The following is a 23,577-nucleotide window of genomic DNA, read 5'->3' as shown; positions in this document are numbered from 1 at the left end:
GCCTTGCTCAAAGGCCGCGGTTTCATCTTCATCTGCAAGCTCTGATAGCAAATTCTCGCTATCGCCGAGCGCTGAAATGTCATTTTCTTGTTCATCGCTGGCAGGCTCGTCTTGCTCAGGTGTTTCTGCTTCCTCTTCAGCTTCGGATACTAGGCTCTCGCTTTCATTTCCCCCTGAGGTGCCGCCAGTGTCCTCGGCTAAGGCTATGTCATCCCTTGGCTCAAACTCAATATTACTGTCTTCATCCTCATCAAAAATATCCCCTAAATCTTCGGTGATTTTATCCAATTGCTGGATATCGTGTTGAGGGGTTCCGGTAAATTCTGGCTCTGACTCTTCGTCACCTTCTGGCAACATCCCTTGCATCATTTCAACTTGCTCAAGCTCGTCGATAAGATTACTGGTTAAGTTGTCTAACTCTTCACTTTGAGATGCAATCTCTTTATCGAGTTGCTGCAGCATATCTTCATTGATGGGATCGTCTGCATTCACTTCAGACGACGCTGGTAGCTCAGGTTTGGGATCAACCAATAAATCATCAATACTGATTTCTGGCTGTGCATCCGCATCTTCCACAGGAGACATATCAGCGCTATCAAGGGGCAGTTCAGGCGCCATTTCTGCCTGCGGTTCGACTTCTTCCTCTGGAGCAACCTTGCCTAAATCCTGAGCAGTTTCCGTATCTATACTGTCTTCATTCGAGGTGGTTGTCTCGATGTTCTCTAAATCGAAGTCGTCCTCATCAAGGTCTACATCTTGCGCTTCCGCAGCTTCGTCTTTAACAGCAACATCTTCATCTTGGGTATCTGCTGATGTTTCTTGGTTAGCATCATCAGACAAGTTGATGCTGTCCATCTCCTCATCGATTTCAGCGAGCAGATCATCTTCATCTTCGAATAGATTGTCTAAGTCGTCTTGATCAAGCTCATCGCTGCCTGCTTCAAAATCTTCAGTGGGGTTAAGTTCGCTATCTGGCACCAACATATCGTCGCCCAGATCATCAAACTCTTCTTTGTTTTCATCAAAAGACTCTTTGAGCTCTTCCGCCAACACATCATCCGGTACATCCTGCTCACCAAATAAGTTGTCGTCATCTAATTCAGAGCTTAATTCTTCACTGAGGGCATCAGAAAGATCGTCCATTTCACTGGCGACATAGGTATCTGCAGGTTCATCTTTGTTAGCGAGTAAATCAAGATCCATCTCCGCCGGTTTCTTACGTTTAACCAACCAATACGCAAAACCACCCAGTATCAATAATGAAATCAATATCGAAGAAATAATTAAAGTCAGGGGCTTCATTAACCAATCAGTGAATCCACCAGCTTGCTGCTTGGCTAACGCGTCAGCTTCTTCTTGACGAGACTTGGCAAGCAACTCTTCGATGCTCTTGCCCATTTGTAACATCTGCTCATCACGCAATGTTTCTTGACTGCGAATTTCAGCCAAATCTTTATTAACCGAATCAAGGCTTTCGAATACTCGCTGATTTTCATTTAAGATACTTTGTACACTGAGAATTGACTCGGCAAATTGCTGCCGTATTTCTTGGAATTGGCGATTTTGTTCCTCATCGATTGCACCAAGGCGCTTTTCAATGACCTCTTTGGTTTCAGCTAAATCGTCTTTACTGGCTAATTTTTTACTGGTGCCATTATTAACGTTAGGATCTGAACCTTCACCGCCCAAATTAAGTAATTGATTATCATACCGAACCTTAGCAATGGCTTGCCCTTCATTTACTCGGCCAATATATCGTGTGGCTGGTAAGCGCAGGACAGCCCCATCTCTAAGTAAATTGATGTTATTGCGTTCGAAAGCATCAGGGTTAAGCTCATAAGTTGCAAACATAACCTGATAAATAGACTGGCTTTTATTCTGACGAGATTGACTGGCGATGCGCCAAAGCGTGTCGGCTGCAGTGATAGGACCATAGGTTTGCCCCGAATAATCAGAGTCCGCACTTTTAGGGCCTTTAATCCGTACTTGCTGAAAATCGGCCGATTGCAGGCCAAAAGAGAAAGTTAAACTGAGGCTCGCTACAAGCAATAGGGCTAGCGTTCGCAAATTCATTGATCCTTTATGCCTCAAAATTGGGGTAAATAAGCTGTCATGAGGTTATTTACAACGTCATTATTATTTATCGATACACGCACTTGAATAAAACAGCAAAAAGTATTCCATAAATTCATAACTTGCGTGGGCTAAAGCCAGCGTATCTTACTATAAACCAGAAGGTTAAGATGATCTAGAAAGGTATTTTTGGTCTTTGATAGCTCTGCGCGTGACAGATAAAAACCTGCAAATGCCTAATGATTTAATATTGCGCTATCAAATAGTATCGGCATTGTTTGACAAACAATGAGCCTACAAACAATCAACCCACAGGGTGCGAGTGTGCATCCTGTGGGTTGATGTGAAGGTATTTTACGATTACATATAATCGCGAATTAAAACTTCAGCTATTTGAATACTGTTAGTAGCTGCACCCTTACGTACATTGTCTGATACAACCCACATATTTAAACCATTAGGATGGCTAATATCGTTGCGAACTCGGCCAACAAAAACCTCGTCCTTGCCACTTGCATCACCTACTTGGGTAGGAAATTCACTCGGTTCAGATTTCAATACTATCCCGGGGGCATTGGCTAATAATGCTTTGGCATCTTGTGCATCAATGGGTGTGCGAGTTTCAATATGTATCGCTTCACCGTGCCCATAAAACACAGGAACCCGCACAGCCGTAGCGTTTACGCGAATGCTCTCATCACCTAAAATTTTCTGGGTTTCCCAGACCATTTTCATTTCTTCTTTGGTGTAGTCGTTATCTAAAAACACATCAATTTGCGGGATAACGTTAAAGGCGATCTGGCGACTAAACGCTTCAGGTTTAGCTTCAAGGCCGTTTAATAATGCCGCTGTTTGCTTAGCGAGTTCATCCATCGACTCTTTACCGCCCCCTGATACCGACTGATAGGTACACACATTGATACGCTCAATTCCTACCGCGTCGTGTATAGGTTTGAGCGCAACCATCATCTGAATGGTTGAACAATTAGGGTTAGCAATGATGTTGCGATTACGAAAATCAGCCAATGCGTGCGGATTTACTTCCGGCACCACGAGTGGAATATCAGGTTCATAGCGATAATGGGATGTATTGTCGATAACCACACAACCTGCTTCAGCGGCAATCGGGGCAAACTTTTCAGACACACTGCCGCCCGCTGAGAAGAAACCGAGTTGCACTAAACTCCAGTCAAAGGTATCTGCGTCTAACACAGTAATCTCTTCACCCTTAAACGTCACCGTACCACCCGCTGAGCGTGAGCTCGCTAGTGGGTAAAGTTTATTGACTGGAAATCCTCGTTGCTGAAGAATTTCTATCATATGTTGTCCTACTAAACCTGTAGCACCCAACACAGCGACATCAAAAGACCGAGACATGTAGCGTAACTCCTAAAAAGTGAATGATTATTTATGTATATTATTTACGGTTGAATCCGAGTGCGTAGATTGCCTCTGATCCGGGATTATTTCCAGTATTTACGCTAAGTGCAGCGAATTCTCTTCGAATAGAATAGTTTTTTCGGATATATCTAAACTGATCAGGCAAATGAATACTTTCTTTGAACTGTTTTGAATCGTTACGAATATCGTACACGCTCAGCACTAAAGCACTCAGTAGTGCTTGTCCACGCAGAGTTTCATCCACATAAAGACGATCCGGTTGCGGGACGGGCAAATAATCACTTAATTTTTTCGTCGCCGTAAAACCAAATTGCCCGCAGACTTGCTGATATAGCATTTCAGTCCCCCTAGCCTTGCCTTCAACAGTGTGCCCGGCAATATGCGCTGTGGCGAGTGCAATGTAAGGTACCAGTGCTTGATCAATATCCGGTTCGTTTTCCCAGACGTCTAATACCACATTGAGTGCTCGGCCGGCCTCAAAGCACGCTAATAATGCTTTGTTATCGATGACTTCACCACGACAGGCATTAATTAATAATTGTGTTTCTTTTAACGCGTCTAAACGCTTGGCATCGAACATATGGCCAGTGTTATAGCGGCCGCCCTTAATTAATGGCACGTGCAAAGTGATAATATCGCATTGCATAATCTGCGACATATCGACAAAATCCCGTGGATCGCCAGCGTCAGCCAGCGGCGGATCACACAACAAATGACGTATGCCTAACGCTGTCAATTTAGCACTTAAGCGCGTACCTACGTGTCCAGCTCCAACGATACCCACGGTTTTATCGACGAGTTGCCAGTCATGTTCTAGTGCCATCACGAACAATGCACTTAGTACATATTCCGCCACTGCCACCGCATTACAACCTGCAGCAGAATGAATACCTAACTCGCGACTACGCAAGTATTCTTCGTCTAAATGATTAGTGCCGGCAGTTGCTGTGCCCACGTATGCGATATTTTGATTGAGATCGAGTAACTGCGCATTGACTTTTGTGGTCGACCGCACCAATAACACATCTGCATCAGCGACTAGTTTTGCATTAACGTCTTTATGGGAAAAAACTCGGCTGTCGCCTAACTCAGAAAAAAATTCTGCAGCGTAGGGCAAACTATCTTCATAATATATTTTCAATTGCTTTCACCCGAAATTAAAACCCTAAAGCGCGCTATCAGCGCGACAAAAAAAGAGCGCAAGTATGCCACGGTGCAGCTACAACCGAAATGCCCCAAAGACACTTTTTGTTGAAAATAAGCAATGGTCTAATCACTTACTGGTAGGGCTATGAACATGCGGGTAACAGCCCTAGGCTTACTGAACTGTCGTACGAAATGAGTGGGCCGATGGGGACCATTAATTAATCAACGCTTGCTAAAAACCGTTGATATAGCTCAGTCACCTTTTGAGGAGCCTCAAGTTGCGGGTAGTGACCTACATCTAATGCGTGGGTCGTGGCCTGCGGCAGAACTTTCTCAAATTGCGTCAGCATGTGCTGGCCTGATATGGGGTCGTGTATACCATTAATAAAACACTGGGCAACGTCAGTACCTTGCATAGCGGTTAACCAACGCGAAGACTGTATTTTACGTTCGTCTATGTAACCCAATAAACTTGGCAACACGCGTTTACCCCTATTGTGCTCTAACAAGGCGAATAAAATATCCACCTGTGAGGCAACGGGTTGACTGTGAGGTCCAAAAATTTTACGGAAACTTTCCTGTAAACTACTTTGACTCATCAAGCGAGCAAGTAAGGGCCCGATTAGACTTTTAAGCAGTTTCTGGGTAAACAGGGGACGATGATGATCCGCAAACAATCCGCCGTTCAAGTAACACACTCAAGATAGCGAATTGAGTGTGTTTATCAACATGCCGCGTTAACAACTCTTGGGCAACTGAATCACCATAATCATGGCACAGAATATGACCTTTTTTCACGCCTAAGTGAGCCAATAAGCCCTCGACTATATCCGCTTGCTCTAACACACTATAATTATGTTTATGCGGTTTGTCCGATAGGCCTAAACCCAGTAAATCCATGCTGAGCAAACGATAGTCTTTGCGTAACGTCTTCCACTGATTGTGCCAATCCCAAGCCGCACTGGGGAATCCATGGATCATCACCAACCAGAGCGCATTTTTATCCAAGGCGCTAGCGTCTTGAGCAGTCCAATAGGCGATTTGGTGCTTACCTATTTGGCAATAGCTCGCGCTTTTTTGGTACTGCTCAAGACTTGGAAAGCAGCTCATTATTGATCGTAACCTGGATTAGACCGATCAAGTTTACGTAAAATACCCGGCCAAGCTAACGCCCCACCCGCTGAACGAGTCACCTGTTTTGCTTGAGCTTTAATACCGGCTAAAATCTGTTCTGAAATCGGTATTAGCGCCTGTCCTGATGCTTGGGCTTGCAGTTGTATCTCGCATGAACGCTGCATTATAAACATACCTAAAAACGCATCTGCAATCGTATCTGCACACGTCAACAAGCCATGATTACGTAGGATCATAAAATTGGTTGTACCTAAATCAGCGACCAAACGTTTTTTCTCATCGGGATTCAAAGCGATCCCTTCGTAATCGTGGTATGACAAGGATGACAAAGCAAGCAGAGACTGCTGGCTTAACGCCAATAGGCCCCCTTTCTGGGTGGACACCGCAATACCTGCTGTGGTGTGCAAATGCATAACACATTGGGCATCATCTCGGGCTTCATGCACCGCACTGTGAATAACAAAGCCAGCCGGATTAATGTCGTAATCTGACGTCATAACCTTATTGCCTTGCAAGTCAACCTTAACCAGACTTGAGGCTGTCACTTCATCAAACATCATGCCGTAAGGATTTATCAGAAAATGATGTTCAGGACCCGGCACACGAGCTGATATATGGGTAAAAACCAAATCATCCCAACCGTAGTGTGCAACCATACGATAAGCAGCCGCTAAGTCGACTCTGGTTTTCCATTCTTGCTCACTGACCTGCTGCTTAACTGACTGCATATATTTACTTCTTTTGATTGTTAATTTAGAAGCAACAACTTAGTCTACCTACCCCATTCAAACTGTCGCTAATACGACAATTAACCGATAATTCTTATGCAGCTCGATACGATACGTCCCATCCTTAGTCAAAGTTCTTGGTTTAAATCCCTTCCTCAAGACGTGATTGAGCAATTGGTCACCGCGGCTAAGTTAAAACGGCTAGACGCAGGACAATTGGTGTATCAAAAACACGATTTGGGTGATGGCTTATTTTGCGTGGTATCAGGAAGAGTTCGCCTCAGCAACGTGACGCTGGAAGGTAAGGAGTTAATATTAACTTGGATGCAGCCAGGTAGTTGGTTTGGGGAAATATCACTGTTTGACGGGCTCCCTAGAGCACATGACGCCCACGCCGACGAGCCCTGCGAATTACTCAAGATATCTAGCGTTGATTTCAAGGCCTTGTTAAAACAACGTCCAGATCTTTACCCCCATTTTATGCGCTTGTTATGTCAGCGCATTCGCACCACATTTGCATTTATCGACGAAACCGGCAGTTTATCCCTCAAGGGAAAACTATGCGGACGCATTCTCTTGTTAGCCGAAGGATTAGAGCATCAGGCGCCTATTGAGCGAGGCACAAGTTTATCGATTTCCCAGGAATCCTTAGCCTTAATGCTCCACAGCTCTCGTCAAACCGTAAATAAATTGCTGCAAGAACTTCAACAGCAAGCCGTTATTGAGGTTCACTATGGCCAGTTAATCATTCTTGATCACGCAAAGCTTAAAACCTTGTGTCAAATTTAGTCAACTAAACTGCGCCCCATTATAGAAATGGGTAAATATATCGATAACGTCCAGCGTCCTTGTCTCAGTAAAAACGACTTTAAGCAGACGATTGATAAACTCAAATATTCCTCTTAATAACATCTGCCCTGGTTTCGTGTGCAACCAAGCCAACAAAGTTAGATTTAATCCTAGGGTTAACCAAAACAAGATCTTGAAGGACATCTTTTGGGTTTTATGCCGTAATCGCTGTTGAGCAAATATAGCCCCGGGCCAACCACCGATTAAGGCCAGTAGGTGCAGCGTTTTTTCTGGCACTCGCCAGGTGCCTTTTATCGCAGCCTGCTTATCATTTTTATAAGCTATAAATGCCATCACACTCAATAAAAAATAAAATATTGGTATTAACAATGGCACATAACCCAGTGCAAACGATATGCCTAAGGCAATAAGTAAAAGGTAAATCCAAGTGTAATGATATTTCAAACGCGACTCTTCTGTTGTACGAAACCGGTGATGACACGGTCAAAATCTTAGAAAGATATATCTCTATGTCTAATATGAAAAATCCAATCAGGCCGTTAAAGTAAATCCATTAGGGTTCGGCGCCGAAGTAAAACCAATAATCACAAATAAATCAGGGCCCGAGCAAGTTAAAAACACCTGACGGCTATTTGACGTCATTATTTAGTCCGCCATCACATTAGTTACTGAATAAGATTAACCAAGGAAAGTGCAATTTTATGCCTAATATTTTCACAAAAAATCATTTAATACTTACCTTCGGTTTATGGTTTTCAAGCTTCTTTGTTCAGGCTGAATCCTTTGCTTCGACACTTTTTGGCGATAATAGCCGCTGGTCTATTGACGCATCAGCCAGAGCCAACCGCAATACAGATAAACCACATAACGCCTATACCTATTCACTGGGATTAGATGTACATAAAGTATTTAGCCGAGGGAATAAGGATCTCGGCACGCTCATGCTGCAACCCTACTTGGTAACATTGAATAACGTCAACGCCGCACCTTTTTACTTCGACGATGGCGATGCTCAAACTCACCGATAAAATACACGGCTCTCTTACCTTCGATAGAAATATCAATGAGATATTAGACATCAATGCAGTTCTTCCAACAAAGGGCTGGCAGACAAATTGAATGACGGTGAATTGGAAAGGTTTATTATTGAAACCATTGAAAATGCTTGTATACCCGCGCATAAATTATGTTTTGAAATCACCGAAACAGTAGCCATCACTAATATTAAAAGGGCCCGCCAGTTTATGGATAACATCAAAAACCTGGGTTGTCGTTTTGCTTTAGACGATTTTGGTAGCGGCCATTCGTCCTACGTATATATTAAAGAACTACCAACAGAAATAATTAAAATCGACGGTTCGTTTATCACCAGCATGATGGATAATCCTTTAGATTTCACCGCGGTAAAATCTATTTGTGACATGGCAATTGCTTCAAACCAAGAAGTGATTGCCGAGTTTGTCGAAGATAAAAAAACGATGCAAGCATTCAAAAAACTGGGGGTTGATTACGGTCAAGGTTACTATTTTTGTCAGCCTTCAGAGCTAGTGTAAATGGTATGCCCAATGTGCGAGTTGCTTACCATACGCGAGGAAAAACGTACTCAATAAAACGGAAAAAGCCGCAACATGAAAAACATGAGGCGGCCCAGGGATAATACGACAGTTCACTACGCTGTCATTTAGTTAGTCGTTGTTGCATAGCAAAAAGTTTAATCGAAATTGAAATAAATTTTAAAAAACACTTTTATTAGTGCTTTATAAGCAAGCACTTGGCAGTATTTTTACCCTAAAGTAATTTAACTGCACGAATAGTTAGACTAAATATCAATACTTTTCAGCGATTTACTTTTTGAATAATCCTTTGTTACGTTTTAGACTGATTTAAAACCAAGATTGGCTCGTAAGCCAAAATTATCGGTATTGAGTAGGCGAATAGGTCAATTTAGTTTACTCAAACCCACAACCAAGAGAGCATTATGTCAAATAGTACTTTTCGACTAATTACCCGTAGCGACTTCGATGGCTTAGTGTGCGCCGCTTTGCTTAAAGATATGGACATGATTGACGACATTAAATTCGTTCATCCAAAAGACATGCAAGACGGCAAAATTGAAGTGGGTCCCCGAGATATTTTAACGAACCTACCGTACGTTGAAGGTTGTCATATGTGCTTTGACCATCACCACAGTGAAACGGTACGTAATAAAGCCCATGACAATCATGTTATCGATCCTGCCGCTCCTTCAGCAGCCCGAGTCGTGTTTGATTACTACGGTGGTAAAAATAAATTTCCGAAGATCTCAGATGAACTAATGGACGCCGTAGACAAAGGGGATTCAGCCAACTTTAATCAACAAGAAGTGCTCGACCCACAAGGCTGGGATCTGATGAACTTCTTGATGGATGCACGTACCGGTTTAGGCCGCTTCCGTGAGTTCACCATCTCCAATTATAATCTAATGATGGAGCTTATCGACTGTTGTCTTGACCTAAGTGTTGACGAAATTATTCAACTCCCTGACGTGCAAGAGCGGATCAAAATCTATCAAGAGCATCGTCCCTTAGCCATTGAGCAGATAAAACGTTGTGCTACCGTTAAAGACAACCTAGTGGTGCTAGATTTAAAAGACGAAGATCCTATTTACGCCACAAACCGCTTTATGATTTACGCCCTGTTCCCTGAGTGTAATATTTCTATTCATAAAATGTGGGGCTTCCAAAAGCAGAACGTGGTTTTGGCTATCGGTAAATCCATTCTTAATAAAAGCTCAAATACCAATATTGGCGAGGTCTGCCTACAGCGTGGTGGTGGTGGTCACGAAAATGCAGGTACATGCCAAATAGCGACGGATCAGGCTGAAGCGGTATTGCAAGAAGTCACTCAGAAAATTAACCAAGACGGTTAATTTCGATCTGCGCAAGGCAAGCCTCAATGTTGTGGCTTGCGCTTTTTAAGCCTGCATTTGCAGGCCTATTTCCTCAAGTAAATCGAAAATACCCGTTTCGTCCACGACGATTTCATTACCCGCCTCAGCCTCAGTCTGTGAATAGCGCGTTTGGGTATGACTATTACAGTTTGCATAAATATCGTCATCAATATGAAAAGGATCGTTATGCAGTGATAATGGTTGTGGGTGCATTGCCAACCACAACTGAGCACCACGAATACCATCACTGTGTAATATGTGCGTCGTCGTATCTGCTAAAGGCCAGTCCTGTGCATGAGTTTGCAGGTGTATCTCAGGGTAGTTAGATTGAATGTCATCAACCTGTTGGTTTGAGGGTTCACTTCCCTTACCTACATGGGGTCTCGCCAACACATCTTGCTGCAAACTTGCTAACAGCAAAGCGAAGTTAGCACCTTGGTGAGACGCACGATTAAGCTGTCCGCTGAATTCAAGATCCTGAGACGCTGGGTTAATCGTTTGACTGTGTTGTGTCGGTTGGGTGTGCTGCAAACCTTTGCTACCAATATCCGCCGTCATCAAAAAGACCGCAGGATTAAATGAATGGATTACTTAGGTTATCGCAGAAAAGGCGCATTGCTTTAGCCCGAATTGCAACATGGGTATGAGAAATGAACCTGAAATTAGTTATCAGGTGTGATGCAAAATAATTTGGGCAGTTTAAATGCCCTGAGTCAAATACGCCTGTATTGAAATTAACGTTTGGGCACGAGTAAAGCAGGATCCAATCGCACATTCATCCAATTCATACGCCAATCTAAATGAGCCCCGGTAACACGCCCTGTGGCACCTATTTCAGCGACCAATTGACCTTGCTTAATGTGGTCCCCTACTGTAACAAGACCTTTACTTAGGTGTAAAAATGTCGAAGACACCCCTAAACCATGATCAATAATCATGGTACCGCCAGAATAATACATATCAGGTACAAAGAGCGTTACTACGCCATCAGCAGGAGCATATACTGGGGTTCCCGTAGGTGCGGCCACATCAACGCCATAGTGGGGACGTTTAGGTTGGCCATTGAGCACGCGCTGACTGCCGTATACTCCACTAATAGGCCCTTGAGCAGGCCAGATAAAATTCTGGGCAAAATCACTTCGCCGATCACGCTTAGCCCTAGCTTGTGCGACTTGTACGTTATCTTGTTTGATGCGGGTAAGTACTGCTTCAGGCGGCGATACCATCTTACTGGGTAAACCCTCAATGCGCTGAATATCATACTCACGAGGAATTAAGATAAGGCTTTTTTCATGGTTTTTCCCTTGGGGATCACGCCATTTAAGTTGATGAGTCAGTTTATCGTCTCGGCTAAAACCAAAAGCGAAATTTCCGTCGTCACCAATCATAATTGTTTTACCGTCGAGCCATATTTCACTTCCCGCAGGGACACTGCCACGCAGCAAACTGCCTTGAGTTAGCTCGCCCCGTAGTTCTAACATTTCAGCTTGGGCACCGACCATAAAAAGTAAATTAACAAAGGCACCAAAAAAGAACTTATGCATAAGCAATTGCGCCTTTACCAACACCTTCAAACGCATAAACCTTAAAATCACTTTCCGGTTCAAGGCGTTTTTGTTCATCCGCTATGTATTGCGCCAAACATTCAACTGTGGTGTCCGTATCGACCATTTCAGTTTCTGCTTTAGGTATCGCTAATTCAAACCAGCCCTGGGACGATTCGTAGCCAAATAAATAGTGCTGGGTTAAATCCGTGTCACTTTTAACGAAATTGACCTTATCAAGGCTGACTAAGTCTTCATTTGAGCCCACATAAATATCGCACCAACGTTCAGCCCAATATTGCTGCCACTCTTGGCTTTCGTGCTGATTTTCTACAATAGTGATTTTTGAACGATGCCCATGGGCAATACGCTGGCAGTTGCCGTCGTGTTTTTTTAAACCGTGGGTGTAATGGTAATAGGGGGTATTAATGACTTCTGCACGCAGGGTTAGTTCAATCCCAGCGACGTTTTCAGGCAAGTGGGTAGCAATGACTTGCTTTAAATATTGACTGACAGAAGACATGGTTACATGCTTTGAATACACAAATGCGTAAGCTTCAGATGGGCAATTAAGATGAAGTGAACGCCCCTCGGGGCGCATGAAATCGACACTCACCCGGTCGTTTTTCTCATCGCGCAAAATATGACTATATTCGTGCTCAACGGGGATCAACAACTTATGATCAACATATTCATCAATCAGATGTTTTAGCTGTTTTTTAACCTTTGAAAAGTCGAGCACCATGCTCTCTTCATTTAAATCGCCATCTAAAATGACGTCGACTATCCAACTTTCTCCCACCATGCCGCGCTTCGGGCACAAATAAGAGAAATCCATAACGGTTAAATCGTTAACGAATAATTGCATAAAACAGACTGAATACCTTTGTTGAGACGATGCCTAGTATATCGCGGCTATAAAACTTTATCATGTGTTTACACCCGCCTGAGCAATCAAGCAGATGTATTATTAACGCAAAATTACCCTTACTTTTGTGCTTTGAGCAGTTGATCTTTTAGATTTGGTGGGATCCCTTTAATCATCAAGGTGTCAGAGCCTGCATCATAATGTACTCGCTCACCATATAAATTACGCTCAAAACTGAGGCTGATACCGCCCCCTTGACCGCTGAATTTCGCTAGGGTTTTCAACGCGCTACGATCTGCCTGAAATTGTTCTTCGATGGGCGTTTCACTGTTGGCAACAAACTGATAAAAATCATCACCATCCGCTTCTTTTGGCAGTTTGTCGGCTAATTCCTTCAGTTGAATATCTTCACCTGCATCGAGCTTTTCTTTGTAATACTCAGATACAGTTTTGCGCGTGGCCTGTTTTTCACCTGGGTCCATCTGCTCAGACGCCAAATAATCATCTACGGAGCTAAGTAGTTGTTTATTTTGCTGTTTAATATCAACTAACTCTTCACAGCCCAAGAAGTGCATGAAAAAATCTGAGACTTTGCGGCCCATACGTCCTTTGATAAAACTGACATAACGACTTTGTTCTGGTGTGGTTGATAACTGAGTTAAATCAATCCGCACTGCGAGCTGCATCTTGGCTAAGTCGAGGTGATCACTACTGCTAAGTTCCAAATCACGGTTGATTTCTACGTGTTGTTTAGTATTTAAAATCGCGATCATCAAATATTCGGTCGCCAAAAACTCGTAATGGCTAAAGACCACAAAACCAGTCTCTATGCTCGCCATGTCGGTCATGGTTTTTTTCAGCATCTCGCTGCTTTGTATACTGAAATCTACGAACTGCTCAGGATCGGCCAGCATGGCATTAAGTTTATCTTGAAATGGGCTTACGGGCACATTTTCACCGTCCTCATCTTGCACTGGCTCAGCGCCTTGTTCGACAAACCCACCTACCCCTTTACCTGGTTTGGTATTAAAAGCATGGTTAATTTGCTGGGCTAAATCTTCAATTTCCGCTGTCACAGAGAAACAGCTGTTGCGCGGAACGAGTGTCAGCTGTTGCTGATCATTTATCGCAAGTTGATGTACCACAAAGTGGCGAATGAGTGCGCTCACGTTGGCTCCTTTAATTCAGTTAGCGATTTGCAGGTTAAAAACCACAAACCAGATTTAATGTGTAAGGCAAATTCACCGCTTATCATTGACTATTTACCTGCCAGCCTTGCGCATTACTCGCATTTTGAGCAGACCATTGTTACTATCTCGGCATTATCTTTGCGAGAAAAAACATGCCTCAAAATTCTAAATATTCAGACACCCAATTTGAAGACGTTATGCACGACATCATCATCGCTTTAGAAAAGCATCAAACCAGTCGCGATTTATCGCTGATGGTGCTGGGTAATGTCATCACTAATATTTTTATGCAACAAGTTAACGCAAGTCAGCGCAGTGAAATGGCTGATAAGTTTACACAAGTACTTTTAAAAAGTATCAATGCTAAATAGATAAATTCATGATCTTAACAGAAACGCCTAGATGTAAATTAGTCACACAGTTAGTTACTTGGGGCCATTGGTTTGCGCTTTCAAATATGATTTTGGCGATCGCCATCGCCAGTGTATACATATTTAGTTCGCCCGCGCCTGAAACCCCTCTGGGGCTCACCTATTTACTGTCCAACTGGATCAGTCATATTGGGTTTCTGACTTTCTTTGGTTTTATCATACTCATTCTGCCGCTTTGTTATTTGGTCCCCAGCGCCAGAACGGTTAAAGCAATCAGCGCAGTACTTGCGGCTGTAGCTTTAGCTGTGCTTGGATTTGATGCACTGTTGTACAACAAATATGCTGTGCATCTGAGTTTTTCAACAGCCGAATTGCTTAGAACTGAGGCGAACACAGCGATATCCTTATTTAGTTGGCAACGCTGGGCGTTCTTCTTCCTCATATTTATATTCTGGTTGTCTGCACAGTTAGTCTTAGCAAATGCACTATGGAAAAGGGTTGCTCGCTTACAAAAGCGTAAATTAGCCTTACCCATTAGTAGCTTTTTTGTCGTCTGCTTTGTTTCTAGTCACGCCCTACACATCTGGGCTGATGCTAATTTGTATCACCCTATCGTACAACAAGATGATTTGTTTCCTTTGTCTTACCCCGCGACAGCAAAAACCTTGATGTCACGTTATGATCTACTGGATAGAGACAACTACGAGCAAAGACTAGAACTGCAGTTTGATGATCGAATTAGTCTGATTAACTACCCGTTATCACCACTATATTGCTCAGTATCGGCTCAGAAAAAAGTTTTGCTACTGGTCGATAATGACGTCACCAAGCTCGCTAGCCAAACCAAGTTACGCAGTAAAATACCGCTTTACGCTGACCGCTCGTCCATGCGTGACGCGCAACGTGGTTATTTGTTCGGGTTACCTGAGCTTTATCATCAAGTGTTAAGTAAAAAAATACCCATCTTGCTCGACCTGCCGACCGCTCTCGGTTTACAAGTTGGCATTTATGCCAGCGAACTTGATGCAGGCAAACAAACTCAGCAATTCAGTCAAGATTGGTCTAATTTTGAGCAGGGCGTAACGTCGGGTAATACAAATTTAGCGATAGGCTTTGTAGATAGTAAACAACTGAATAGTTTATTGCTTGATCCGTCGGTACTACAGCAATATCAAGTATTCGTTGTCAAAGACAGCGCATCCGGCGAAAAGTATCTTTACAGCAACGCTGAGCTTTATGCTGACTTTGCAAGCAGTGAAGACTTGGCCCCTACCATGCTTAATATGTTGGGCTGCAACGCGCCGACGCAAAACTACAGTACGGGACGTGACTTAAGTAATCCAGGGCGGGATTGGCTGGTTACAACCCAAGAGCGCATGGTTATCGTGATACAAAATAACAAGCGTATTGAAGTATCCAGCAACGGCAACAGTAAAGTGTACAACTTGCAAACAGGTGAAGAGTTGCCTGATGAAGCTGATACGCGCCTTTTAAGCCAAGCAATTAAACGCTTAAGTAGCTTTGCCGCTAAGCACTAAAGCGCCAACAAAAATTACCCCATGAAAAAAGCCTGCAACTGCAGGCTTTTTTATGCCACCAGGTTGATTTTCCGTAACATACGCAAAGAAAAGTGTGCGCTCACCTTGGTCAAAAAAGCCTTGATACCTTGGGTATTTTCCACCGACGTAGACCAATAATACGGCGTCATCATCAATAAGTTCATACGCATCTCAGGTTCAGTTAAATCGAATTCAAAGGTCAGTGTTTCTTCATGGCATAACTCGAATCCGTCAGGCACTGGCGGTGACGGCTTATGTTCAGCCGGAGCGGCATAAACACAGGCTTTAAGTTCGGCTAAATGTTCTGCCGCAGGGTTGACTTGTAGCCACATGCCTCCTTCCGCTAATACCCGTAACACCTCTTGTTCGCTGCTTGGTGCAAAGACCTGAATAACCGCGTGCTGACTTGCGCTAGGCACAGGTATGGCAAAACTGCTAGCAACACAAAATTCACTCTGTGGATATTTTTTTGCCGCTTTTTGCACCGCAATTTTTGAAATATCTAACCCGGCGCCATTAATGCCTGGCGAATTTAGAGCCGCGTTAAGCTCAGTCAGAATACGGTTCAAGTAATATCCTTCGCCGCACCCCGCATCAAATAGATTACCCATGGGTTCAGCGCCAGGTTTATCCACTGCAACTTGCCTTGAAAAATCAGCAAACTGAGCGAGCACTTCTGCCATCCTTTGGGCTAAAGGTTGATAATGGCCTTGCTCTAAAAAGCTACGTCGGGCGTTAACCATTTGCTTGTTATCACCCGGCTCTTTACTGCGTTTATGCTGCGCAAGCAGTAAATTAACATACCCTTCCTTCGCCACATCATAAGTATGCCCAGCAATGCATTTATAGGTGCGCTCAGTTAACGTTAAAGGTGACTGGCAAGCAGGGCAAATCCACATACATATTCTCAACCGACAAAAAAGCGCAGTGTAACAGAGTTTGCTTTCACGCAGGGGCAACATTTAACGATGCTTGAAATCTGTTGCTTAGCACAATGACCGTCGGTTACCCAGGGTCATATAAACTAGCCCAAACCCCCTATTCAAACGATCGTATTCATGCGACGGCAAAGGCCACCAGCTCCAAACATTGAACACTCTAAGCGATACCCTCTTAGTATATATGCTATTATTCAACCTCATATTGTTGCATAGTCGTGCCATGCCACAAGGCCATAATCGAGCTTAAATACTTAAGCGCCAAGCAGCAAAAAATAGCCTGTAAGACCTAAGGTGAGATGACTGAGCCAAGTTTGGATGAAACGATGTGTCACATTCATCGCCCTACTTAGGCCTGCATACAAATCCTTTTTCTCCTTTGCAACGAATGTGGGTGTTACAGCGACTTAATCGACTAGTAGCGTCAATTGCCAACACCTGACGTAGATGTTCACTTAACTATGGAGAGCCACATGAATTTTAAGATAATCCATGAGACGACATATATATTTGATGACAAAGTCTTTTTAGAACCCCATTACTTGCGATTTCGCCCGAAGCAAACGTCCTACATTGACGTCACACACTTTTCAATAGCCTTAAAGTCCGAACCAGAAGGGCATAGTGTGATCGAAGACGAGGAACATAATGTGATCGACTTTTGCTGGTTTGGAGAACTAACAAACAGTCTTACCATTGAGGTAGAAAGCCATGTGCAAAACAAAGCTTATAACCCGTTTAACTTTATTATTCACCCGGATGCCTTTAACCGTATCCCCTTCACCTATTCAGATCATCAATATCAAATACTGTTTGCTGCTTTACAAAAATCCCCTCTCACTGAGGAATTAGTCGAGTATGCAGAGGCAATACTCAACACATCACACTTTAATACCATTGCTTTTTTAACCAACCTGACCTCGCAAATTCATCAGGATTTCAACGTAGAATATCGCGAAGATGGCCCACCGCTATCACCCGATCAGACCTTTAAAATAAAAAAAGGCTCTTGTCGTGATTTGTCATGGATGCAAGTTAACCTACTACGTCATTATGGGATTGCTGCACGTTTTGTCAGCGGTTATTTCTATTTTGATATGGAAAAGCCAATCTATGAATTACATGCTTGGGTAGAAGTCTTTATACCCGGTACAGGTTGGTTAGGTTTTGATCCTAGCCATGGAATATTAACCGGAAATACGCATTTTTCGGTCGCTTCCAGCGCGATTGCTGAAAACACTATGCCTGTTTCTGGTGGCATACGAGGCAGTGCAACATCTCGACTGGTCACTAACTTAACAATAGAAAAGCAATAGGCGGGTAATGAAGGCACTCCCGACAAACCACAGCCCAAAAGTTTCGGTATATAGGCATGTTTATGGCGTTAACCTAGCCGGCTATATTGCGCGTCCGGCTAACGGCCAAAAAGTCCATCCAAAAAGGCTTAGGGTATTTTCGAAAAATGCTTGGCGTAGATGGCCCACCAGCGTCATAGCTGCAATAAAACAGATGCTGTGAGGTAGTGATTTTTCGATGAAAATACATTAAGGGCGATGGTGTTCTTTAATAAAGAAAATAAATCAAGCTGCTGATTAATACACCTGACCAGATTAAAATGACGGCACAATAACCCATGATCTGACGTAAGCTTAACCCTGCGATGGCTAATAAGGGTAACGCCCAAAAAGGCTGAATCATATTGGTCCATGCGTCCCCCCACGCTACCGCCATTGCAGCGTGATTAATGGACACACCCAGCTCAGTGGCGGCAGGAAGCACTATGGGTGCTTGAACGGCCCATTGCCCTCCACCAGAAGGAACAAAAAAATTCACTATCCCGGCACTGATAAAAGTGTATACGGGAAAGCTCTGGGCACTGGATATTTCAACAAACCACTGTGACATCGAAGTGGCAAGTCCAGAACCAACCATCATTCCCATAACACCGGCATAGATAGGAAACTGAAGAATAATGCCGCTGCTATAGCCAATCGCTTCTTTCGCGGCGTTTAAGAAATTATGAGGACTAACATGTAACGCCAGTCCGAATAGTAGTAAGCACAAGTTAATAGTGTTCAAGCTCAGTCCATTGCCTTGGATGAAGTATTGCCATAAAAACACCAGTCCAAGCATCACAAGTAAATAATTAATAAAGGGACTGTGCTCTAATTTTTCCGCAGGGGTAAGACCGCGCTTATCGATGGAAGGCACATTTTTGTGTTTAACCTGAAAACTCACCCGCTTGTGTTTATCGGGTAGCATCAATATATTCAAAATAGGAACGGTGATCACGAGCGCAGCAACAATAACTAAATTCTGCCAAGCGAAAATAGTTTCCGTCATGGGGATAGTCTGACCGGCAAGCAATTGACCTAACGCATCACTGTCCTGTGACGCAATCTTTAGCGGTATGGATCCTGACAAGCCAGAGTGCCAAATCAGCATGCCGCTGTAAGCAGAAGCAATTAACAACGGAAAATGCCCGCCCTTAACGACAGTGGCGACTTCCCGAGCGACTAACGCACCAACCACTAATCCAAAACCCCAGTTAATCCAAGATGCCAACATAGAGACTAACGTTACGAGTAAGATTGCCTGGGTGGGCGTAGCGGCGAGTTTAGCCACCCAAACAAGCCCTTTTTTTACCGCCACACTCATCGCTAAAATACTGCCAAGAACGAGAATAAGCACCATTTGCATGGAAAATGATAATAGCGCCCAAAATCCATTACCCCAATGATTTGCCATGTCGGTCACTGATTGTCGTTCAATAAACAATCCACACATAAATACAATGGCGGTCAAAATAATCGCAATGATGAAAGGGTCAGGGAGCCATCGCTGCATGACACGACTAAAAAAATCAGCACTGCTTTTTATCATGAAATTACTCTCAAGTTAGCCGAGTTAAACTACTACCATACAGGTGTGCTTCGCTTAAAACTAACACGGATATCGTGTTTCAGTATTGTCTTTGTAGTCGTGGGCAAACAAGAGTCATATTTGAATCCGGCTGTGTTTTTACGCGATTTACGCACGCAAACATTAGCAGATGCATAAGGTTACACACTTGGCTTAAGTCAATCGGGCATCAGCGAGCTGACCTTTGGCTTAAAATTACTCAAAGAAAATGGCAAAACAGATGATGGGCTAGTGGCTATTAATAACGATATTAACCAAACCGCCAACATTAACACCCCTTATAACGAGGAGAACGCTCAAGCCACCGCTTTCTTTGCCACCCTGAACAGTGAATTAATCGAAAATGTTGCTTTAACCCTCAACTGACCCAGCGTTTGGCACGAAGATGGTCATATCCTATTTGAGGATAACCGAATGTATGTCGCTGATAATATAAACGACGCCCTAAGCCCGTTGGCTCAGGGATGAGCCTGGGTGGCAATGTGGCGTTTAACGAATCGACTGTAACCCCATGCCATTACCCACAACCATGCGCCACCTATCGGGATCACCCAAAATGCCGTGGTGAGCGGTGCAAAATGCGCCCATAATCCTGTACTGAATGAAGCCACCTGCACGCCAATGGATGAACCAATAACACACAGACCCGAAATAATTGGGCCTTTGTCACTGTCCACATCCATTGCTGCGGACAACATCAAGGGGAATAAGCCGCCTAAACCTAAGCCAAGCATAAAGTTACCCCAGGACATGGCGACAGGATCAACCGCTAATTTAATCATAAAACTGCCAACGAGCATGATCGTTGCTAGGATCAACATTAAGCGGTGACTGGTTAACCAACGTAGTAATAAAGCAAAAACCAAACGACTTACCACCATACCTGCAGTGAAAAAGGCAAAAACCAAGCGTGCTTGCTCACCACTATAACCATGGCCATTTTGCGCATAACTAACGAACCAGTTGGCGTTACCGAATTCAACCATACCGTAACCAAACGCAGCTAAGGCTAAAAAAATAAAGACCGGGCGGCGAATAATGTCACCATAAGCCAAACTCTTACGATTTTTACTCGCCTCTTCCGGTGCCACAAGTTTCTTACCTTGATGGGCCACTCGCCATGTATACGCAGCAAGCATCAATAGCCCGATGGCTAAAATACGTAACGGCCAGCGCCAATCATGCTCCACCAAGTACAAACCAGATACATAAAAAGGCGCAGCCAAGGTACCTAAGCTAAACATGAAATCCATAAAGCCCATCATGGTTGAGCGACGTTCGGCATGTAAGCGGGCAATCACAGTATGGCCGATGGTAAACAAGCTTGAGCTGAAAACACCTAATACCAGCGCGCCTATCAACAACCAAAGCCAATGTTGCACCAATGAAATAGCGAGTAATAATAGAGTAACGCTCACTAGCAGAACGGCAAATAGCGACATAAAATCAAATTTTTGCGCGTATTTGCCACCTAAAATAGCCCCTAGGATCATACCCACTGATATTAAAGTGAAAAAAGCACCACTTACCACTTCGTTCATAGCCAAGCTCTTGGCTAAATCAGGCAACAGAATTCCCCACAAGATGAAAACCATACCGAGCAAGAAGAACCCAGCAAAAATAACGGACGTAGCGGCGCGGCGATCCATAGTCACTCCAGAATAAAAACCCATGAGAAAGGCAGAAAATTAATGGCGCAGCTTATTCAGATCCCTGACTGGAAGCTATGCCGGAGGCGCAAGGTAACCAAGTTAATACACTAAGTGCAATGCTAATTTTTAGTAAGCGGATTGATTTATTGCATAACAACAACTTGATAAAGCAATATTAACCATATGCTAACAAATACCCCGTGTTTCATAACATGAGGAGCCAAGGTTAGATTTGCACATTGAAATGGGGTCTTGTCACTGGCTGAATAATAATTTAATTACAGCAAGTATTATTAGGATAAATCCATTTGCTTGTTACAATCCAATATCGTCAACATTGCCTATGGCGAAAACTTGGAGCGTCCGTTTGAAAACATTTACCTGTCAATGCGCTAACACATTACATTTTGCCAATTCTAAATGTGTCGCCTGTGGCCTTATGCTTGGCTTTATCCCCGATGAAGTAAAATTAAGTGCTTTTACCACCAACCAGTACGGAAATTTACAAGCATCATGCAATGGCAAGCTGTACCGTAAATGTAAAAACTATTCCCAATATAATGCCTGTAATTGGATGGTAAGTTATGACGATGAGCATGATTATTGTCTGTCTTGTCGCCTTAACGACATCATTCCGAATCTAGACGACCCTGAAAACATGACATTGTGGTTCAGGTTGGAGCAAGGTAAACGCCGTTTACTGTATATCCTGATGACGCTGGGCCTGCCTATCAAGGGTAAGACATCGAGTAACCCGTCGGGACTTAGCTTCTCTTTCCTCAGAGATGAAATTGAAGATCAATATGGTAATGAACTCACCGTAAAGAACTTTGTGACCACAGGCCATGCCAGTGGACTCATCACAATCAATTTAAGTGAAGCTGATCACAGTGCCCGTATCGATATGCGTGAAAAAATGGGGGAGCGTTATCGTACCTTAGTCGGCCATTTTAGGCACGAGTCAGGTCATTACTATTGGGACAAATTGATCGCCAAAAGTGACAAAATTCTTGAGTTTAGAAAACTGTTCGGTGATGAACGATTAGGTTACGTTGAGTCCATGCAAGACTATTACAAAAATGGACCAAACCAAAATTGGCAAACCGTGTGGATCAGCGCGTACGCCAGTATGCACCCTTGGGAAGACTGGGCAGAAACCTGGGCGCATTATCTGCATATGATAGACACACTGGAAACCGCCAACGATTTTGATTTCTCGCTGGCCGGAAATAAAATTGTTAGCCCTATTCCCGCAGAGAAATTGCACGACCAGGCTTATATTGCCACTAATTTTACGCACATATTTGATAACTGGTGTCAGCTAACAAGGGCGTTAAACGGCTTAAATCGCAGCATGGGAATGGACGATGCCTACCCCTTCGTAATTTCCATTACCGCGTTAGACAAGCTTCGGTTTGTACATGAAGTCATCGCTGACCAACAGGATTAAAGGTCGTATTTATCCCAGTCTAACTTGGGTAGCTGATTAAACGCTGACTTCATTCCCTCGTTCCAATAAGCTTGCAGATATTGGTAGTCTGCGCTATTTCCCTCTAAAACTAAGTGTTCAGGAGCCTGAAAAACACCTTGTTTATGTAATGCCAATTCGAGCGGGGGGCCAACTGACACGTTACTTCTCATGGTCGAGTCGAGGGAGATAACCGCACAGCGGGCTGCGTCTGAAAGTGACAAGTCTGAGCTAATGATTCGATCCAAAATAGGCTTACCGTATTTGCTTTCCCCTATCTGCAAATATGGGGTTTCTGCTGAAGCGGAAATAAAATTACCTTGTGGGTAAATAAGAAATATTTCACAGGCTTGTCCGACTATTTGCCCACCGAGAATAAAACTCGATTCATTATTAGCGTTGGACTTTTCAATTGCTTGGGCATGTAAGCGCTGCTCATTTTGGCTCAACTTACCTATGTACTGAGCGACCTCGTGTAAATCTTGTCCCTGACGGATATCGAAGTCTGCTTTAGGATCGTTTAAATCCCGCTTAATACCGTTCACCACCGCTTGTGATGTCGCGAGACTACCGGAGGTCAATAACACCAAAACACGATTGTTTTCAAAAACAAAACGACTCATTTTACTATAGGTAGCGACATAATCCACCCCGGCGTTGGTCCGCGAATCTGACGCAAATACGAGCCCGTCGTCCACACTTACTGCTAAACAATATGTCATTTAATTTTACTCAAACGGTCTACCAAAGATGTAGCTATAACGATCGACTAATTGCCTATGATTTGAATAGAACCCAGCATAAACGTCAAGACTTTTTGTATCAAAAACGAACTGAATCCGTA

24 protein-coding genes are annotated in these 23,577 nt (G+C 43.6%); 9 read left to right on the top strand and 15 right to left on the bottom strand.

All coding sequences use genetic code 11. The annotated features are described in order from the left end of the window. From GPLA_RS17315 to GPLA_RS17295, 6 genes are all read right to left on the bottom strand, one after another. Positions 1-2,073, bottom strand: a 2,073-nt coding sequence (locus tag GPLA_RS17315) for a FimV/HubP family polar landmark protein (RefSeq protein ID WP_304621368.1), incomplete at its 3' end; no start/stop codon positions are given. 360 nt (positions 2,074-2,433) lie between these two features. Next, on the bottom strand, positions 2,434-3,450 hold the full coding sequence (locus tag GPLA_RS17310; protein ID WP_007106260.1) for an aspartate-semialdehyde dehydrogenase: 1,017 nt from the start codon (positions 3,448-3,450) through the stop codon (positions 2,434-2,436). Between the two features lie 40 nt (positions 3,451-3,490). Further along, positions 3,491-4,615: a 4-phosphoerythronate dehydrogenase gene (locus GPLA_RS17305; RefSeq protein WP_007106259.1), complete on the bottom strand. Its 1,125-nt coding sequence runs from the start codon at positions 4,613-4,615 to the stop codon at positions 3,491-3,493. Between the two features lie 223 nt (positions 4,616-4,838). After that, positions 4,839-5,219 (bottom strand): alpha/beta fold hydrolase, encoded by a 381-nt coding sequence (locus GPLA_RS24100; protein WP_226993142.1) that lies wholly within the window; start codon positions 5,217-5,219, stop codon positions 4,839-4,841. Between the two features lie 31 nt (positions 5,220-5,250). Further along, positions 5,251-5,730, bottom strand: a complete 480-nt coding sequence (locus GPLA_RS24095) for an alpha/beta fold hydrolase (protein ID WP_226993141.1) — start codon at positions 5,728-5,730, stop codon at positions 5,251-5,253. After that, positions 5,730-6,482 (bottom strand): class II aldolase/adducin family protein, encoded by a 753-nt coding sequence (locus tag GPLA_RS17295; protein ID WP_007106257.1) that lies wholly within the window; start codon positions 6,480-6,482, stop codon positions 5,730-5,732. Before GPLA_RS17295 ends, GPLA_RS24095 begins: the two co-directional genes overlap by 1 nt. 96 nt (positions 6,483-6,578) lie before the next feature. Here GPLA_RS17295 and GPLA_RS17290 point away from each other — a divergent pair, with 96 nt between their 5' ends. Beyond that, a complete protein-coding gene (locus tag GPLA_RS17290) occupies positions 6,579-7,271 on the top strand; it encodes a Crp/Fnr family transcriptional regulator (RefSeq protein ID WP_007106256.1) in 693 nt (230 codons plus the stop codon). Here the strand turns inward: GPLA_RS17290 and GPLA_RS17285 are convergent, their stop codons facing one another. Beyond that, positions 7,272-7,736, bottom strand: coding sequence for a DUF1294 domain-containing protein (locus tag GPLA_RS17285; RefSeq protein WP_007106255.1), 465 nt, complete (start codon positions 7,734-7,736; stop codon positions 7,272-7,274). Positions 7,737-7,993: 257 nt separating this feature from the next. Between GPLA_RS17285 and GPLA_RS17280 the strand changes: the two genes are divergently transcribed. The 3 genes from GPLA_RS17280 (at position 7,994) to GPLA_RS17270 (ending at position 10,200) form a co-directional block, all read left to right on the top strand. Continuing rightward, positions 7,994-8,320: a hypothetical protein gene (locus tag GPLA_RS17280; protein WP_007106254.1), complete on the top strand. Its 327-nt coding sequence runs from the start codon at positions 7,994-7,996 to the stop codon at positions 8,318-8,320. 87 nt (positions 8,321-8,407) lie between these two features. After that, positions 8,408-8,845, top strand: coding sequence for an EAL domain-containing protein (locus GPLA_RS17275; RefSeq protein ID WP_007106253.1), 438 nt, complete (start codon positions 8,408-8,410; stop codon positions 8,843-8,845). 425 nt (positions 8,846-9,270) lie between these two features. Further along, entirely contained in the window at positions 9,271-10,200 is a 930-nt protein-coding gene (locus GPLA_RS17270; RefSeq protein ID WP_007106252.1) for a hypothetical protein, read from the top strand. Between the two features lie 45 nt (positions 10,201-10,245). Here the strand turns inward: GPLA_RS17270 and GPLA_RS17265 are convergent, their stop codons facing one another. From GPLA_RS17265 to yejK, 4 genes are all read right to left on the bottom strand, one after another. After that, positions 10,246-10,779, bottom strand: a complete 534-nt coding sequence (locus GPLA_RS17265; RefSeq protein ID WP_007106251.1) for a VC2046/SO_2500 family protein — start codon at positions 10,777-10,779, stop codon at positions 10,246-10,248. A 176-nt stretch (positions 10,780-10,955) separates the two neighbouring features. Next, positions 10,956-11,765 (bottom strand): M23 family metallopeptidase, encoded by an 810-nt coding sequence (locus tag GPLA_RS17260; RefSeq protein ID WP_007106250.1) that lies wholly within the window; start codon positions 11,763-11,765, stop codon positions 10,956-10,958. Then, a complete protein-coding gene (locus GPLA_RS17255) occupies positions 11,758-12,633 on the bottom strand; it encodes a 6-carboxytetrahydropterin synthase (RefSeq protein WP_007106249.1) in 876 nt (291 codons plus the stop codon). The genes GPLA_RS17260 and GPLA_RS17255 overlap by 8 nt, the downstream gene beginning before the upstream one ends. 119 nt (positions 12,634-12,752) lie before the next feature. Next, the gene (gene yejK / locus GPLA_RS17250; protein WP_007106248.1) at positions 12,753-13,802 is read right to left on the bottom strand and encodes a nucleoid-associated protein YejK; all 1,050 of its coding nucleotides are present in this window, start codon (positions 13,800-13,802) and stop codon (positions 12,753-12,755) included. Positions 13,803-13,975: 173 nt separating this feature from the next. On the opposite strand from yejK, the gene GPLA_RS17245 reads away from it, so the two are divergent. Together GPLA_RS17245 and GPLA_RS17240 are read left to right on the top strand one after the other, a co-directional pair. Next, positions 13,976-14,194 carry a YejL family protein gene (locus GPLA_RS17245; RefSeq protein ID WP_007106247.1) on the top strand — a complete coding sequence of 73 codons (219 nt, stop codon included), beginning with the start codon at positions 13,976-13,978 and terminating at the stop codon, positions 14,192-14,194. An 8-nt stretch (positions 14,195-14,202) separates the two neighbouring features. Further along, positions 14,203-15,732: a DUF3413 domain-containing protein gene (locus GPLA_RS17240; RefSeq protein WP_040515238.1), complete on the top strand. Its 1,530-nt coding sequence runs from the start codon at positions 14,203-14,205 to the stop codon at positions 15,730-15,732. 50 nt (positions 15,733-15,782) lie between these two features. Here GPLA_RS17240 and GPLA_RS17235 read toward each other — a convergent pair whose 3' ends face one another. Next, complete coding sequence (locus GPLA_RS17235) at positions 15,783-16,652, bottom strand: putative RNA methyltransferase (RefSeq protein ID WP_007106245.1); 870 nt, start codon at positions 16,650-16,652, stop codon at positions 15,783-15,785. A 512-nt stretch (positions 16,653-17,164) separates the two neighbouring features. On the opposite strand from GPLA_RS17235, the gene GPLA_RS17230 reads away from it, so the two are divergent. Further along, positions 17,165-18,007, top strand: a complete 843-nt coding sequence (locus tag GPLA_RS17230; protein ID WP_040515237.1) for a transglutaminase family protein — start codon at positions 17,165-17,167, stop codon at positions 18,005-18,007. 247 nt (positions 18,008-18,254) lie between these two features. Here GPLA_RS17230 and GPLA_RS17220 read toward each other — a convergent pair whose 3' ends face one another. After that, positions 18,255-19,574: a short-chain fatty acid transporter gene (locus GPLA_RS17220; protein ID WP_007106242.1), complete on the bottom strand. Its 1,320-nt coding sequence runs from the start codon at positions 19,572-19,574 to the stop codon at positions 18,255-18,257. A gap of 270 nt (positions 19,575-19,844) precedes the next feature. Between GPLA_RS17220 and GPLA_RS24235 the strand changes: the two genes are divergently transcribed. Beyond that, the gene (locus GPLA_RS24235; RefSeq protein ID WP_007106241.1) at positions 19,845-19,979 is read left to right on the top strand and encodes a hypothetical protein; all 135 of its coding nucleotides are present in this window, start codon (positions 19,845-19,847) and stop codon (positions 19,977-19,979) included. 92 nt (positions 19,980-20,071) lie between these two features. On the opposite strand, the gene GPLA_RS17215 is transcribed toward GPLA_RS24235, so the two are convergent. After that, positions 20,072-21,262, bottom strand: coding sequence for an MFS transporter (locus tag GPLA_RS17215; protein WP_007106240.1), 1,191 nt, complete (start codon positions 21,260-21,262; stop codon positions 20,072-20,074). 370 nt (positions 21,263-21,632) lie between these two features. Here GPLA_RS17215 and GPLA_RS17210 point away from each other — a divergent pair, with 370 nt between their 5' ends. After that, positions 21,633-22,715, top strand: coding sequence for a zinc-binding metallopeptidase family protein (locus tag GPLA_RS17210; RefSeq protein ID WP_040515235.1), 1,083 nt, complete (start codon positions 21,633-21,635; stop codon positions 22,713-22,715). Here GPLA_RS17210 and GPLA_RS17205 read toward each other — a convergent pair. Continuing rightward, positions 22,712-23,455 (bottom strand): 20S proteasome subunits A/B, encoded by a 744-nt coding sequence (locus GPLA_RS17205; RefSeq protein WP_040515234.1) that lies wholly within the window; start codon positions 23,453-23,455, stop codon positions 22,712-22,714. The two genes, GPLA_RS17210 and GPLA_RS17205, sit on opposite strands and share 4 nt — an antisense overlap. Positions 23,456-23,577 lie beyond the last annotated feature (122 nt).

This window comes from Paraglaciecola polaris LMG 21857 (assembly GCF_000315055.1).
Taxonomy (GTDB): Bacteria; Pseudomonadota; Gammaproteobacteria; order Enterobacterales; family Alteromonadaceae; genus Paraglaciecola; species Paraglaciecola polaris.
Note: the sequence above shows the minus strand (reverse complement) of the source record. Positions and strands in the feature narration are given on the sequence as shown.

Coding starts and splice junctions, on each gene's coding strand:
- GPLA_RS17310 (WP_007106260.1), bottom strand. CDS start 3,450: ATGTCTCGGTCTTTTGATGTCGCTGTGTTGGGTGCTACAGGTTTAGTA.
- GPLA_RS24100 (WP_226993142.1), bottom strand. CDS start 5,219: ATGAGTCAAAGTAGTTTACAGGAAAGTTTCCGTAAAATTTTTGGACCT.
- GPLA_RS24095 (WP_226993141.1), bottom strand. CDS start 5,730: ATGAGCTGCTTTCCAAGTCTTGAGCAGTACCAAAAAAGCGCGAGCTAT.
- GPLA_RS17295 (WP_007106257.1), bottom strand. CDS start 6,482: ATGCAGTCAGTTAAGCAGCAGGTCAGTGAGCAAGAATGGAAAACCAGA.
- GPLA_RS17290 (WP_007106256.1), top strand. CDS start 6,579: ATGCAGCTCGATACGATACGTCCCATCCTTAGTCAAAGTTCTTGGTTT.
- GPLA_RS17280 (WP_007106254.1), top strand. CDS start 7,994: ATGCCTAATATTTTCACAAAAAATCATTTAATACTTACCTTCGGTTTA.
- GPLA_RS17270 (WP_007106252.1), top strand. CDS start 9,271: ATGTCAAATAGTACTTTTCGACTAATTACCCGTAGCGACTTCGATGGC.
- GPLA_RS17265 (WP_007106251.1), bottom strand. CDS start 10,779: ATGACGGCGGATATTGGTAGCAAAGGTTTGCAGCACACCCAACCGACA.
- GPLA_RS17260 (WP_007106250.1), bottom strand. CDS start 11,765: ATGCATAAGTTCTTTTTTGGTGCCTTTGTTAATTTACTTTTTATGGTC.
- GPLA_RS17255 (WP_007106249.1), bottom strand. CDS start 12,633: ATGCAATTATTCGTTAACGATTTAACCGTTATGGATTTCTCTTATTTG.
- GPLA_RS17245 (WP_007106247.1), top strand. CDS start 13,976: ATGCCTCAAAATTCTAAATATTCAGACACCCAATTTGAAGACGTTATG.
- GPLA_RS17240 (WP_040515238.1), top strand. CDS start 14,203: ATGATCTTAACAGAAACGCCTAGATGTAAATTAGTCACACAGTTAGTT.
- GPLA_RS17235 (WP_007106245.1), bottom strand. CDS start 16,652: ATGTGGATTTGCCCTGCTTGCCAGTCACCTTTAACGTTAACTGAGCGC.
- GPLA_RS17230 (WP_040515237.1), top strand. CDS start 17,165: ATGAATTTTAAGATAATCCATGAGACGACATATATATTTGATGACAAA.
- GPLA_RS17220 (WP_007106242.1), bottom strand. CDS start 19,574: ATGATAAAAAGCAGTGCTGATTTTTTTAGTCGTGTCATGCAGCGATGG.
- GPLA_RS17215 (WP_007106240.1), bottom strand. CDS start 21,262: ATGGATCGCCGCGCCGCTACGTCCGTTATTTTTGCTGGGTTCTTCTTG.
- GPLA_RS17205 (WP_040515234.1), bottom strand. CDS start 23,455: ATGACATATTGTTTAGCAGTAAGTGTGGACGACGGGCTCGTATTTGCG.